The sequence below is a fragment of the Vibrio atlanticus genome (genome assembly GCF_024347315.1).
Lineage (GTDB): Bacteria > Pseudomonadota > Gammaproteobacteria > Enterobacterales > Vibrionaceae > Vibrio > Vibrio atlanticus.
The window spans coordinates 451,182-464,795 of sequence record NZ_AP025461.1; the positions used below are offsets into that span (position 1 = coordinate 451,182).

The 13,614-nt window shown below is 42.0% G+C and carries 13 protein-coding genes; 3 read left to right on the top strand and 10 right to left on the bottom strand.

The genetic code is table 11. The features are described 5' to 3' along the window. Positions 1 to 96: 96 nt before the first annotated feature. From OCV30_RS17780 to OCV30_RS17790, 3 genes are all read right to left on the bottom strand, one after another. A complete protein-coding gene (locus tag OCV30_RS17780) occupies positions 97 to 2,973 on the bottom strand; it encodes an amylo-alpha-1,6-glucosidase (RefSeq protein ID WP_065679235.1) in 2,877 nt (958 codons plus the stop codon). Between the two features lie 30 nt (positions 2,974 to 3,003). Then, positions 3,004 to 4,182 carry a maltose/maltodextrin ABC transporter substrate-binding protein MalE gene (malE, locus tag OCV30_RS17785; RefSeq protein WP_009845865.1) on the bottom strand — a complete coding sequence of 393 codons (1,179 nt, stop codon included), beginning with the start codon at positions 4,180 to 4,182 and terminating at the stop codon, positions 3,004 to 3,006. A 540-nt stretch (positions 4,183 to 4,722) separates the two neighbouring features. Further along, the gene (locus tag OCV30_RS17790; RefSeq protein ID WP_065679236.1) at positions 4,723 to 6,354 is read right to left on the bottom strand and encodes a glycoside hydrolase family 13 protein; all 1,632 of its coding nucleotides are present in this window, start codon (positions 6,352 to 6,354) and stop codon (positions 4,723 to 4,725) included. 194 nt (positions 6,355 to 6,548) lie between these two features. On the opposite strand from OCV30_RS17790, the gene OCV30_RS17795 reads away from it, so the two are divergent. From OCV30_RS17795 to OCV30_RS17805, 3 genes are all read left to right on the top strand, one after another. Beyond that, positions 6,549 to 7,466 carry a LysR family transcriptional regulator gene (locus tag OCV30_RS17795; protein WP_065679237.1) on the top strand — a complete coding sequence of 306 codons (918 nt, stop codon included), beginning with the start codon at positions 6,549 to 6,551 and terminating at the stop codon, positions 7,464 to 7,466. Positions 7,467 to 7,639: 173 nt separating this feature from the next. Then, positions 7,640 to 7,888, top strand: a complete 249-nt coding sequence (locus OCV30_RS17800) for a prevent-host-death protein (RefSeq protein ID WP_009845862.1) — start codon at positions 7,640 to 7,642, stop codon at positions 7,886 to 7,888. Between the two features lie 11 nt (positions 7,889 to 7,899). After that, positions 7,900 to 8,238, top strand: coding sequence for a type II toxin-antitoxin system RelE/ParE family toxin (locus OCV30_RS17805; RefSeq protein WP_065679238.1), 339 nt, complete (start codon positions 7,900 to 7,902; stop codon positions 8,236 to 8,238). A 165-nt stretch (positions 8,239 to 8,403) separates the two neighbouring features. Here the strand turns inward: OCV30_RS17805 and OCV30_RS17810 are convergent, their stop codons facing one another. The 7 genes from OCV30_RS17810 to uilS form a co-directional block, all read right to left on the bottom strand. Beyond that, the gene (locus tag OCV30_RS17810) at positions 8,404 to 8,649 is read right to left on the bottom strand and encodes a response regulator (protein WP_065679239.1); all 246 of its coding nucleotides are present in this window, start codon (positions 8,647 to 8,649) and stop codon (positions 8,404 to 8,406) included. A gap of 382 nt (positions 8,650 to 9,031) precedes the next feature. Next, positions 9,032 to 9,376 carry a hypothetical protein gene (locus OCV30_RS17815; protein WP_065679240.1) on the bottom strand — a complete coding sequence of 115 codons (345 nt, stop codon included), beginning with the start codon at positions 9,374 to 9,376 and terminating at the stop codon, positions 9,032 to 9,034. Positions 9,377 to 9,518: 142 nt separating this feature from the next. Continuing rightward, entirely contained in the window at positions 9,519 to 10,061 is a 543-nt protein-coding gene (locus OCV30_RS17820) for a YbjQ family protein (RefSeq protein ID WP_083994603.1), read from the bottom strand. A gap of 92 nt (positions 10,062 to 10,153) precedes the next feature. After that, on the bottom strand, positions 10,154 to 10,567 hold the full coding sequence (locus OCV30_RS17825; protein ID WP_065679241.1) for a hypothetical protein: 414 nt from the start codon (positions 10,565 to 10,567) through the stop codon (positions 10,154 to 10,156). A 108-nt stretch (positions 10,568 to 10,675) separates the two neighbouring features. Further along, positions 10,676 to 11,080, bottom strand: a complete 405-nt coding sequence (locus OCV30_RS17830; protein WP_065679242.1) for a DUF2513 domain-containing protein — start codon at positions 11,078 to 11,080, stop codon at positions 10,676 to 10,678. A 122-nt stretch (positions 11,081 to 11,202) separates the two neighbouring features. After that, on the bottom strand, positions 11,203 to 11,748 hold the full coding sequence (locus tag OCV30_RS17835) for a J domain-containing protein (RefSeq protein ID WP_065679243.1): 546 nt from the start codon (positions 11,746 to 11,748) through the stop codon (positions 11,203 to 11,205). Positions 11,749 to 12,401: 653 nt separating this feature from the next. Next, positions 12,402 to 13,271, bottom strand: a complete 870-nt coding sequence (gene uilS / locus OCV30_RS17840) for a UilS family quorum-quenching N-acyl-homoserine lactonase (RefSeq protein WP_065679244.1) — start codon at positions 13,269 to 13,271, stop codon at positions 12,402 to 12,404. Positions 13,272 to 13,614: the final 343 nt, after the last annotated feature.

The following is a 13,614-nucleotide window of genomic DNA, read 5'->3' on the forward strand; positions in this document are numbered from 1 at the left end:
TGTCTTCGTAACCGGTGTATTAGGCCTGCTTTTTTATCGCTTTATAGCCATATCACTTTATACGTCTATAAAGCGATAGGCTTAGTATCAGCAAAGCTAGTCCTTGGCTGCTGACAATTTTTGCTTATTGCGCTTGTTCAACAAGTAGTCCTTGCTCATCAAGCTGTTGTGTTGCCTTGCAAAGTCGGGCTTGGCAAATTGTAAATCGCGTAAGATGGCGTTATTTGGCTTTGGTTGAATCTCAAACTGCGCTTGTTTGTCGTTGACCGTGACCTGTTGTTGGTGACTGTCGATCATGATCTCCAACGATTGTTTTAATGGTGTCGAGATTACGGCAACAGACTCATGGTTTATGTCTAGCGTAAGCACCAATGTGATTTCGGGACTTACCGTATCTTCTAGATTTGACTGAATCTTGTAATGAGAAATCCCATTTTTGGATTCAAATGACAGTCGTAGCTGGTTTCCTTGACCAAAAGGCAACGAAGCCACCAATTCGCTCCAACAACTTGGGAAGTTTGGTGTTAGGTGTATCTGATTGTCCAATAAGCGTGGGCAATATCCCAAATAGTCCTGTTGCGCGTTACGAGCGTATTCTGAAACGGACCAGGCTTGAGCAAACGTCCCTGATTCTATAAGGTCGCGGTCACTATCTTGGAAAGCGTCTAAATTCTCACTCATTGTCCCTCTACAGCCTTGTGTAAGGATCTGTTTTGCCAAGTTTTTGGATAGTTGGTAACTGAGATCTTGCTGCTTAAACTTGTTGAGCGCCGTAATGGTAAAGCCCGCATTCCACCCCCAGATCGTCCCGTTGTGATAAGCCGCGTCTTTGTGGTACATGGCTTGATTATCGTGATAAGGATGAAAATCGACATGCTCTTGTTGCAACGAGCAGATGCCCCATGGGAACAATAGCGTTTCTACCGCGTTCTTGACGATGTATTGCTCTCTTTCATTTTGATTAAGCTGGCTTTTCTGAGGAATTGAAATCGTCATCAACTGATTCGGGCGCACGCTATAATCAGGCACATCATCTTGTGATAAATGATCGGCTAGGCGATGGTTTTTATCATCCCAAAACTTAGTGGCGAAACTCTCTTTCACTTTTCCGGCTTGGATTGTCCAGCTCTTTTCTGAATCAGAGTCGCCCACCAGATTAGCGAGTTGAATCGCGCAGTTTAAGCTTTCAAACCACAAAGCTTGGATGTCATTGGCTTTGGGCCCGCGAGGAGACCATGGTGTCATCCCATCAATTTTTGCATCCATCCACGTATCAGGGTGGCGATGTGCCATCAGACTGTCTTTATTCGAATAATCTTCATTCAAGCAATCTTTACTCAAGCCATCTTTATTCAAGTAATGTTTTTCGACACCCGTGATGAAACGCTTGAGAGTGGGGTAAATGGCCTTAGCGAACGCCACATCGCCAGAGTAGTTGATGTACTCAAGGGCTTCACGAATCATCCAAGGAGTACCATCGGTGGTGTTATAAATGATGTTCGTTTTACTGGTCACTCGATTCGGGATTCGGCCGTAATTTGTGGAATTTTCGTCGAGCATCTGCATGGACGCAAAGTTTTCAATGATCTCTTTTGCTTCACTAAACAGCCCATTAACCAAGCTTGTGCCCGACAAAGCGATAAAGGTGTCGCGGCCCCAACAGTCCTTGAACCAAGGTAATCCAGCCCAAATGCCCGTGCCGAACTCATGACTCACAAAGGTTCGGCTTGCAAGGCGCGACCACATGACGGCTTGGTTGTATTCAAGGTCGTTGGTCCACAAATAATTATTGGTTAAGAACTCATAAATCCGCTGTTGGTGAAGAACGTGTTCGTTATTTTTGATCGCTTGATTAACCAATGAGCTAGCGGTTTCAAGAGTTTCAGCAAAGCCGAGGTAGACGACAAGTTCAGTTTGTTTATCTGACGTCGTGAGCATGAGTTTTGTATTGCTCTCTGAGAGCTGAACTAGGTCGCGAAGTTCAGGGTGAGCGTCTAGCGAGATCTCTCGTGCATGTACAGCATGATTGCTTGCGATGGCGACAAACCTTGGGCAGCCGTCTGGGCAAACTTGAGGGCTGAGTTCTATGACGATGTTTGAGTCTGAGGTATGAACTTTAGAGTGAGTGGTCGGTATGTTGAGTTCTGGAATTAAGCTTAAAGCGCTCGGTTTGTTTGACGACACCGTGAGCGATACGAGTCTGGAACCTTGAATCAGGCTCAGGGACTCTCGGTTATGATCATAGTGATGTTCAATACCATAAGGCGTCAGGCTGGCACGCTTAGCCTCTAACTTGTTATTGAGCTTGCCGTCGATATAGCTGGCGAAGGTTCCCAGTATCCAACCTTGGTGGTGACGATATTTGCCACCGTTTACATAGCTATAGGTTGCGCCATGATAGTAACCATCGACATTATCCCCGAACACAAACGGAAATGACTGTGTCTCTGAGATGGTGAGCTCTTGGAACAGTTGGTCATGTGGCATTGCAAATTCAGGGTGTTGCCAGTGAGTTAGCGTCTCCTCAATCTCAGCCTCAATCAGGTGAGTATCAATAGGCTCACGTTGAGGTGTTGATAGATCATTGTATTCCCCCTTGGTTACGGTGATCGTTGGCGTCGAAGAGCCAAATTGCACCTTCAAGGAGTATTGACCAGCGACAGCGGGAGAGAGCAGCAGATCATTGCCAATACCTTGTGTATTGATAAGCGGCATTGCTTGTTCCAATTCACAGAGAGTGGCTACACTTTCATGCCCTGAAAGTGTCCATTGCTTGGTGCCATCTGAATCCGAAATTTTGAAGCGGTAAAGGTCGGTAGATAAACATAGGTTTGCTCGATAGGAGCCGTCTTGCTCTTTGAACAATGGGGTGTCTAACCCCCAACCATTGAATGTACCTTTTAGGTAAAGAGTAGGGATTTGCATAGCGACTTGATTTCCAAAACAAAAAAGGCACAGCATGCGCTGTGCCAAAGGACAATAGGATATTAATAAAAAGAAAGGTTATTTGGTGATTTGTTTCGCTGCTGTGTCTAGTGCTTCTCTAACGGTTTGCTTACCCTGCATTGCGTTATCGATAGCCGCACCTTCAGCGAACCAGTAAGCCGTCATTTGCGGAATGTTTGGCATGATTTCGCCGTTTTCAGCATTCGTCATGGTTGATTTGATGCGATCATCGCTCTCAAGAATTTTTTGGAATGATTTTAGTGTCACCGCGCCAAGAGGCTTGTCATCATTCATGGTTTTCAGAGCGTCGTCTTGGAATAGGTAGTTTTCTAAGAACTCGACAGCAAGATCAGTATTTGGACTCGCAGCATTGATACCCGCACTTAGGATTCCAACAAATGGGTTACCTTTACCGCCATTTAATGTCGGCAGTTCAGCAACGCCATAATTAACACCAAGCTTGTCTAAGTTACCCCAAGACCAAGGGCCATTAATGGTCATCGCCACATTGCCATTGGTGAACTCTGCTTCTGCGACTGAGTAATCCATATTCGGGTTAACTACCCCTTGGTTTACCATATCAACTAAGAATTGAAGGCCGCGAACACCCGCTGCATTGTTAACACCTGTGCTTTTAGCGTCATAGCCTGTTGCTGTTTTTTCAAACGCGAAGGCACCACCAGCAGAAATCATCGGCCATGTGAAGTACGCATTTTTCACATCCCACATGATGGCTTTTTTGTTTTGCTTAGCCATTTCTTTCTGAATGTCAGCAAGCTCTTCCCATGTTTTTGGTGGGTTTGGAAGTAGGTCTTTGTTGTAGATTAGAGAAGGTGCTTCGATTGCTAGAGGGTAGCCCACAACTTTACCGTTGACTGTCACCGCATCCCAACTGAAGTCGACAAGCTTTTCTTTGAATTCTTTACTTGGGTTAAGTTCGTGAAGTAGGCCTGATTCTGCGTAGCCACCAAAACGGTCGTGTGCCCAGAAAATGATGTCAGGGCCGCCGCCTGTTGCTGCGTGTTGTTGGAATTTAGCTTCCAGTGAATCTGGGTACTGAACGTTAATTTTCACTCCGGTATCTTCTTCGAATTGTTTACCAATTTCAGCAAGACCGGCATAACTTTTATCGCCATTGATCCAGATAGTGATTTCACCTTCTTCCATAGCAAAAGCCGGTGCATTGAAAAGAGCAGCAAGGGTACAAATAGACAGTGTTTTCAATAGAGGTTTCATAGTTTCATTCCATATTCAGAAGGTTATCCATAACGATAATCACTTCTATCAGTTCTTATTATCTGAGAGTGATTTTAGCTATTTCCTCTCTTCTTGAGAAATAGGTAAACAGGTGGGAGATATAGTAAAAATCTATATCATTATGGTGAGCCTAGTATTTTGGAGGCAGTGGGCAGCTTTTGTGATGTTGAACGTGAAAAGAAATGTGAAGACGGGCTCAAACAAATTGATGGTGATTTAGCTATCGCTCGCTAAGAAGAGCGTTGCGTATATTGGCTTATGCGATGTCGGATTCAAGATACGGATATGTCGAGTTAAATGTACGTTTATGTTGGAGCTAATATTTCGCTATGTCGGCTAAATATGTGGCTATGACAGTTAAGTTTTTTCGCTAAAGAACAACGAAAAAGGCAAGGGGTTACCTTGCCTTTGTTCGGGGGTTAGCTCTTATGGTGCTATAGCTTCATAGCTTCATAGCTTGATGCTTTATAGCTTTATAGCTTTATAGCTTTATAGCTTTACAGCGAATACCTCATAGCTTTACAGCTTTACAGCGAATGCTTCATAAGGGGCTAAGTTGAGTTGCGCGTCGAGGCTCGAAACCTCACCATAGTTTTGGATTAGGCAAGTTGCTGTTTGAGTACGATACTGCTCAGGGACATCAAGCGTTAACGCTTCCCCAGAGAAGTTACATACGACAAATAGCTGCTCACCATCCAACTCACGTACGTAGGCGAAAACCTTGTCGTGTTCTTCAAAAACAGGAATGAATGAACCGTAGACAATCGCTGGGTGAGCTTTTCGTAACTCTATCAATGTCTTGTAGTGATAAAATATGGAACTTGGATCAGCCAACGCACTTTCGACGTTGATCTCTGGGTAATTTGGATTCAGCTCAATCCAAGGTGTTCCGTCAGAGAAGCCTGCATTAGTTTGGTTATTCCAATGCATTGGTGTTCTAGCGTTGTCACGGCTGTTCTCGTGAATGGCGTCCATCATGTGTTCATGAGTGACACCCGATTCCGTTTTTACTTTATAGAAATTGTGCGTTTCAATATCTTTATATTGGTCTAGATTGTCAAAAGCGACATTGGTCATGCCAATCTCTTCACCTTGATAAATGTAAGGTGTGCCTTTTAAGAAGTGCAAACACGTCGCCAGCATTTTTGCTGACTCAACTCGGAGATGTTTGTCATCACCGTATTTTGAAACCAAACGTGGCAAATCGTGGTTGTTCCAAAAAAGGGAATTCCAACCACCATCAGCCAGCTCTAGCTGCCACTTGGTCAGCACATTTTTGAACTCTCGAAGATCAAGCGGAATCGGGTTCCATTTGTCACCGTTTTCCCATGTCAGGGTAATGTGCTCAAATTGGAATACCATAGAAAGTTCATTCCTATCTTGTCCACTGTATAGCTTGGCTATTTCTGGTGTTGCGCCCCAAGTTTCTCCTACGGTTAACAAATCCTTGTTACCAAAGGTCGCCTGATTCATTTGTTGTAATAGCTTGTGCAGCCTTGGTCCGTTACCAGTGATTCCTTTATCGATCTCTTTACCAATAAGATCAATCACATCTAAGCGGAAGCCGCCGATGCCAAGGTCAATCCACCAGTTCATCATAGTATGAACTTCTTCTTGAACCTTCGGGTTTTCCCAGTTCAAATCTGGCTGACGTTTCGAGAATAGATGGAAGTAATATTGTTGTGTGAGTTCATCCCACTGCCAAGCACTTCCGCCAAAGATAGAACCTTGGTCATCCGGTGCGTTGCCATCCGGTTTTGCATCGCGCCAAATGTAATAGTCTCGATACGGATTGTCTTTTGAAGAGCGTGCTTGCTCGAACCAACGGTGCTCATCTGACGTATGGTTTACCACTAGATCCATAACAATCTTAATGTCACGCTCTTTCGCTTCATCCATCAGGCGTTTCATCTCTTCCATCGTGCCAAACTCTTCAGCAATCGCTTGGTAGTCGGAGATGTCGTAACCGTTATCGTCCATTGGAGATTGATAAACAGGAGAGAGCCAAATGACATTAATGCCTAGTTCTTTAAGGTAATCGAGTTTGCTGATGATTCCATTTAGGTCACCGATACCGTCATTATTCGAGTCTAAAAAGCTACGCGGGTAAATTTGGTAGACCACTGCGTCATGCCACCATTTCTGTTCCATCTCAATGTCCACTTAATGAGTTAATTGACCTTACTATAGTGATTTCATCTTACACTGGGAAATAGCATTACTAATGCTCTCTATAGAAAAATCCTATATCATGAGTGCTATCCACTGCACACTGTGTTCAGTGGTTTAATTTGTTGAATTTCTAACCTCGCATTTTGTGATCGAATGCAAACTAAGAGAATCCTATGAACAAGCTATACCGATACTTTCTGATGGTTGCGCATACTGGCAGTATTAAAGGTGCCGCGGAAAAGCTGAATATTAGCCAGCCCTCCTTGACCGCTGCGATCAAGAAATTAGAGAGTGATGTTGGTGTGGCTATTTTTACTCGTAAGTCAAAAGGCGTTGAGCTTACCGAGTACGGGTTGTTGTTTCGGGAGTTTGCACAAGAACAGCAAGAAAAGCATCTGTCTTTAATGCATCGCTTTACCGACATGCAGCAGCGCCAATCAGGTAAATTGAAGCTCGGTACTGGGGAAGCTTGGTGGGAACAATTTGTGTGCAAGGCGGTTGAGGAATACAAGCAACAAGAACAAATGGGCTCGCTACATTTAGAGTTCGGTAACAACTTGTCTTTGATGCACCACTTGGTTCAAGGTGATATCGACTTGTTTGTTGGCCATGAAATCTATGGGATGCATGAGAGATGCAAAGTAACGTTTTACCCACTCTTTCGAGACAAAGAAGCGGTGTTTGTTCGTGCTAACCATCCATTGCTAGCGAAGAAGCACTTAGACCCGATCTTGTTAAGGCGTGAGATGTTAGCGTTTCCAATACTCCAAGTGACCCCCGATCACTCTAGACATAACTCTGTACTGTCTGATCACGTAAATTCACAGCCTGGTGGGCGCGATACCGAGGTGGTTGGGCGAGATGTCTATGATGTTGACTCTCTTTTTGCGAGCTTAGATATGTTAAGAATGTCTGATGCTGTCATGCCATACAGTCATAAAATGTGTGACTGGATGAAAGACAAAGGCTTCGAAACCTTACTGATTGATGACTCTAAGCTAGGAAACGTTGGCCTCTACGCGAAACAGGGAGCGGAAGACCTCAAGATTAAGACGTTCATTGAGATCTTACAAAAAGCCAACTTTGATTAAGCATTGCATGAAATACGAAACTCGTTTGGGTAAGAGTCCAGTCTTGGTTGTGCAGAGCAGTTTAAATAAAGTCTAAATTTGAACTAGTAGTGATCGGGTAGTACAATATAGCTATTGAATGAGTGATGACATTCAACTAACTAAAGCAACAAATACAAACAGAGTGAGTGATTATGGACACAGCAAATGTAGAAACCGTCAGTTTCTTAAAAAAAAATGCGGCTAACTTGCCTTTAAGTGAACCACTAACGATCACGCAAAATGGAAAACCTACGTATGTAGTTGAGTCGTATGAAGACCATAAAAAACGTCAAGATGCCATTGCGCTAATGAAACTGGTTAGCTTTGCAAAAAATGATGTTGTTCAAGATCGTGTAACTTCGTCTAGAGATTTAAGAAGTCGATTAGCTGCCCGTAAGTAACAAAGGTAAATATGACTCATAAAGTAGAAATTCAATACACGGAAACATTTGAAAATTCGCTAAATGATTCGATTGATCACCTAACTCAATGGAATGATGAAAAATCAGTCATTGAAGGGATTGAGAGTCTTTTAGATGCCTTTGAAGAAAATGTGAGCCATAACCCTAACATGTATTCTAGATGTTCTGAGCTTGTAGGGTTGGGGGTCACTAGTATCAGAGAGTTCAAAAAATCGGGTTTTAGGCTGTTTTATGAGGTGAATAATGGCACGGTTATAGGCCTAGTCTTATTAAGGCAAAAACAAGACATATCAATGGCTCTCGTTGATTATTGCATCATACATAAATAAAGTTATAGCAGAGATTTAGCTCATGTACTTATAACCCCGTTTAGTGACTTACGGGGTGTGTTTTAATTCGAGTTAAGCGGCTGTTGTTAAAAAGCTTTATGATGTGTTCGCTTTAAAATCCAAAGGCTATCAGCCGTAATAGAAAGCCCCTCTACACCCATTCGCTTACCCTTTGGTCTGGTGACCTGTTTTCTTCGCAAACTTTTGCATCGCTTCAGCAAAGGTTGTTGCCCCACCTTTGGCTTGAACCTGTACTACCTTATACCCCAATTTCTCTAGCGCTTGGCGCTCTGCTAAAACAGCGTCATCGTCTTGCTGGCTGCCCTGTGCTGGCTGATGAAGGTAACACCCTTCTAATTGACCATCTTCAACTAGTTGGTGGTGTTTCAGTGCATTGATATCAAAATTCATAATCAGTCTTTTCGTGTAAATGGGGGATACCTACGGCAAAGGCTGCAAGTATCGATAATTCGATTGTTTGTACCATAAGGCATTTTAACCATAAAAAGCGAATGGAAAAACAGTAAACCAGTGGAATGTAATCGGGAGCGGTTAACCTCAGAAAAGGGATGAGGTAATTGAGATCGTGCTAGCACGTTTTTGGACAAAACCAAGTTAGGAGAGACACCAAACTTGGCTGTTTCGAATGAATAATTCTAAGTAAAAACCGTGAATGGAATGCCTTTTCACCACCTTCCACTTGATTTCAGAGTACTTATATAGAGGCATCAGGCATATTCAACAATCGGGATTAAGTACTGGCTACGCAACATTTAATCCTTATTTGTTAAGTTTATAACTTTGATCGCTTACCAGTGGCGTATTCGTAACAGTCTGCGTAAATATGTGCGGAAAACTCTTTAGATACGTTATCTAGTTCTTGATTGGCAGCCTTAAAACTTATCGCTTCTTTGATAAAGTTACCGTTTCTCAGTCCGTCAAGGTAATCTGGATTTTTGGTTACGTACAAATCGTTAAGTTTTTCTTCAGATGTACCCATTGAAAGATCTTTCATAATTTGTTTTGCAGTCTCAGCATAATTTTCGCAGTTTGCGATTTTTTCTTCAGTGCTGATTTTTCCAAATGCTTGAAACGAAAAACCAATTAGAAGTACTGCCAATACTTTATTCTTATACATTCTTACCTCAAGTATTTAATTCAACATGGATTCAAAAACTTAGCTGATTTAAGTGAGCAACGCTACCACCGAACCTAATCCTTTGCTCCGTAAACACATAACCCAACGCTGGATGAAAAATGCCATGCGTTGGGAACCTGTCTCAAACGCTTGTTTGGCGTTTTTCCACAACAACCGCAGTGCCTATAGCAGTAACCATAAACATTGACTTTCCACCACCCGAAACCTCATCTACGTCGATAGAAACACCAACGATAGCATTGCAGCTTTTACTTGCAGCTTGCTTTCGTAGACCAAGGAGGGCATTGGACTTGATTTGATCAAGTTTATTGTTATACGTACCTGATTGTCCTCCCACAATGTCACGAACGCCAGCGAGAATATCACGTAGGAAGTTCGTACCCGCAACAACAGTCGTTGTGATTACACCATGGTTTTCAATAATTTCGAGGTCACTAGATATAGAGTTAGTTGATGAGGTCTTAACAAACTCAAAGTTGTCTTTACTCTTTAATTGGGACTCCCAAGTTGCAATAGCCTCTTCCGCATTCGCAGCTTCACAACTATCACTGAGAATCGTGAAGCCTTGCTCCATAAACGAGCCAATTTCTTCAGATGCTGTTGCTGACATTACGTCTACAGGAACAGTTACACCAGATTTACCAAAAACAATATATTTATTCATCTATACGTACCTATTTTACGCTTTAGCGCATACCCTAGACACTACACCGATTAGAAAAGTATGTTGAAACCTTGATCGTTTTTATGGCGCTTTTAACTGATTTTATTAGCTATATAAATCAGTGTTTTGCTAATGCTATGAATAAGCAATGTAACCAATAAACTCGCTCCTGCACCTACAAAATAGAGCACTGCGAATTCGCGAGTTCTGTATGATTCAGCAGATTCAAAGCCCATGATAATTAAGATTAAACAGCCAATAATCGACAGTATAGTGAATATCGTTGAGCATACGCTCAAGTAACCTGCTGGGTTTTTTAGCTCTCCAACGACCTCCCCATTAGTTGCTTTATACTCTTTAGAATACTTTTTTTGTGCCTCAATTCTGTCAGCAGCTTCTATTTCACAAACGAACTTATATCCCTTATTAATAAGGCTATCTACAGTAGCTCTCTCACGTTCAAACTGTGTAGTGCCACCCAACTTTAAAACAGTATATTTACTCATTTTGTTACACCATTAATTTCTGTGTGTTTTTCATACAAAGCCACCGTATTCACTGAAGCCGATCGAACCAAAAATGCCAAAGGTTAACTGTCACTCTTGAGGAGTTTGTTACATTTCGGACTCATTCAGCTTCTTTTCAATCCATGCCTTAGAGTATCCCTTAAGCAACTCAAGACTAAACTTCAGCGATTCCCCAGCAGTCTTACTCTTGAACTCTTCCCAAATAGCAATACGATTGACCGCTTCCCAATATTGACTAGCAAGCTCAGACATTCTCCAATTGCTCACACTCCAAGCTGGATGCGTGGAATCGTACATTTCATATGGGTTGTTTGCCCGATTGGAAACTATCCACCTTTCATCTGATAAACGATTCAAATGAAACTTTAATTCCTCAATTGGGTACTTCTTAACTTCCTCTTCCTGAACAAGTTCTTGAATTGATAACTCTGCTTTATCTGAGCTGACAAAAGCTGAAATAATGCATTTCAAACAATCATGATTAACTACCATTTAACCTCCGAGAAATATCAACACCGCATTAAGGTGACCAACGCTACCACCTAACCTAAACATTGCGCCGCAAACACGAACCCCTACCTTAAACTGAAAATGCCAAGAGTTGGAAATCGCTATTAAATGCTTTCTGATGCCACTTCGTTCTTCAACTTCTCATATGAGTCGTTAATCCTTTGCATCATAGCTTTGCTTCCACCTTTATCTGGGTGGTGGATGGACGCTAGGCTTTTGTAACGCTTTCTAAGATCTTGACTACTGGGTAAAAATTCATATCCTAAGATATCTCGCTCCGTTAATGAGCAATCAGATTCAAATAGTTGGCTGCTCAAATTGAAATTTTCTTGAGTCAGAAGATCGATCTTTCTTTCGGCTTCACTAAGTAATGACTTCAGTTCATTTATTCGGTGGTTGGCTTTGCGGATAGTCTCATTAGCTTTGTCTAATAATGAACCTTCACTTTCTTTGCTTTCTCGCTTGGCGTCTGCCTCTAAGTATCCGAGCTTAGTTAATACATATGTAGCCCTTTCCCTTTCAGTGTCATTGTAATAATCAGTGTGAAGACGGCTTAACATTAACTTAGCTGTTTTTACTGACAGCTCTTCGCTTCCTTCAAACAAGACTGCTCTCTGCTCTGAATGAGCAGATGAAAAAATATCGAACATAACAAAGCAACCAACATAAAAAACATCGAGAAATAATAGCAAGTAAGTTGTCGAAGATATACTCACAGTAGCATAACTCTTCCTATACGGCTTTTAGCCGTTTTTTATCGTCATTCAATTCGCAATCAATACCTTAGATAAAGGTAAGGGAGAGTAAAAGGCAAAATGGCGCATAATTTTGAAAGCCTAACTCTTTAGATTTCGTCGGATAAATTAGAGTATTGCGAAAATCACGTATTCAAATCTTAGTAACGAGCTGTGCTGACAAGTTTTGGGGCAGATCTGAGCTAACTGGCACTTTTTGAGAAAAGTGCCACGAGTAAAGCTTCAGGTCCATGAAGACTCTGGACAATTATTTGCCAGTGATTTTGCTAAATTAGCAAACCATCAATAACTAAAGGTATGGCAAATTTACTTGTGAAGAGCTAATGCGATGAGTAGCATCGCATTAGCAAAAGTATTTGTTTAGGTGCGCATTAAGAGCCTTCATGGTAAACCGACCACCTACGCACAACGGGGGGATGGAAAATGTTATCAACAGCTGTTGAGTTCACGGTCTGAAACTAAAATCTAAGCCTGCGACCCTGTAAATTAACTCTTCGACTTAACCTAAAAGTACAGATTCCTCACTCATAACGCCGCCATTTGCGACCTTATAAATACTTATCGAACCAATTTAGTTCTTGCTTGACTACAGATTCAAAGAACTTACCACTGTACACCTGATAGTGGGTTGCACCTCGCTCAATATGTAACTGTTTAGGTTCATTAGCATGCTCGAATAACTTTTTCGACTCACTAGCTGGATTCACTCCGTCTTCACCGGCTGCCACTACTAGCAGGGGTTTATTTAGTAACGCTAGTGCGTTAATTGGTTTGTGATTCATAGTTTCCCACACAGTTAAGAATGGGATTTTGATATTTAAAGCTGGGAAGTCATCTTTAAAATTATTAAAAAACTCTACAGATTGAGGGTCACCTAATACTTTAGCGATTGGCACCATCATCTCTTTGCCAGTCTTCGCCTTCTTGTCGCGCATGCGCTCTAACGTGCTAACAAATTTCCCTTTCTCTTCTACGTTCATTTCTCCAGTAATAACGGACTCACCATCAGCAAAAGTTAACTGAGCTACTACACATTGCACCTTCGGGTTGAGGCTTGCTGCAATAATTGAGTTCGCGCCACCAAAAGAAGTCCCCCAAAGCCCAATACGGCTCGCATCAATATTTTGCTGAGTAGATACCCATTCGATTGCAGCATTGATATCTTCAATTTGTAACGCTGGTACTAAACGACCAGGTTCCCCTTCGCTTTCTCCAAACCCACGGTAATCAAAGGTAAGCGCAGCGTATCCTTGCTCTGCAAATCGTTCAGCATAAGCAGGAAGTAGTAACTCTTTCACACCACAAAAACCGTGACACAAAATGATGATTGGATAGTGTGTTTGTGGTTTATTTTTTGGCAAGTAAAGATGAGCGGAAATAGCCCCCCCTTGAGAAGGGAATTTAACATGTTGATACATTTATATGTTCTCTTTGTAGTGGCGTTTATATGTTATCTAAAGATTCTTTATACACTAATTACTTTAACGATCTGTTCTGACCAATATATTAAGCTCTAGTTCATATCGTAAACATTAAGACACCTAAAACCTTGGGGAAAATCAGGAGTGGTAAATTCGCGAGTTTACTATCAAAAACTGCCCTCAGAGCACCTCAAAGAATCTTAGCTAAGATTTGGGGCACTTTTTAAGGTGATTCCACTTCCTTAGCGCTTGGAAAGTTTGCGATGCTTTCAGAGCGATTTAAAGGTTAAAAATCATCTAGTTACTTCGAACCAAGAGTTGCACTCTGATACTCATTTAC